Consider the following 474-nt stretch of genomic DNA (forward strand, 5'->3'; position numbering starts at 1 on the left):
GGCCTGAAGCGCAACGCCAGCAGGCATGCCGGCAGCGCCAGGACCAGCACGCCGACAGTGACCACCAGCAGGCTGCGCAGCGGCATGCTGGTGAAGAGGTTGACCCAGTACAACGTCCACAGCGACAGGCAGGCGCAGCAGCCGGCCAGGCCGCTGCGTCGGCTGCGGCAACTCATCAGCCAGATCGCGTTGAACAGCGCCAGAGCGGCGAAGAGATACAGCGAATGCTGCAGCTGCACGCCGTAGCCGATATCGCGGCGAAGCGTGCCAAGCAGCTGTCGACAGGCCTCGAAGGCGCCGCTGTAGAGCAGTGCTGCCAGCACCAGCTGCGCGCCGACGAGCAAGGCGATGGCGCCGCCACGCCGCGCGCTCAAGCGTCTTCGGCGCGCAGGCAACAGAGGGTCGAGCGGCGCGAACCGTGCGGACGTCGTTGCGGGTCGGCGTAGGTGAGCAACTCGACGAACCCCGCCTTGC

Annotated in this window: 1 protein-coding gene; it reads right to left on the bottom strand. The window is 68.4% G+C overall.

Annotated features, from left to right (window positions below; genetic code table 11):
- Positions 1–374, bottom strand: a 374-nt coding sequence (locus J0A65_RS25710) for a hypothetical protein (RefSeq protein ID WP_206597042.1), incomplete at its 3' end; no start/stop codon positions are given.
- Positions 375–474: the final 100 nt, after the last annotated feature.

It is taken from the genome of Bowmanella yangjiangensis (assembly GCF_017255015.1).
Classification (GTDB): Bacteria; Pseudomonadota; Gammaproteobacteria; order Enterobacterales; family Alteromonadaceae; genus Bowmanella; species Bowmanella yangjiangensis.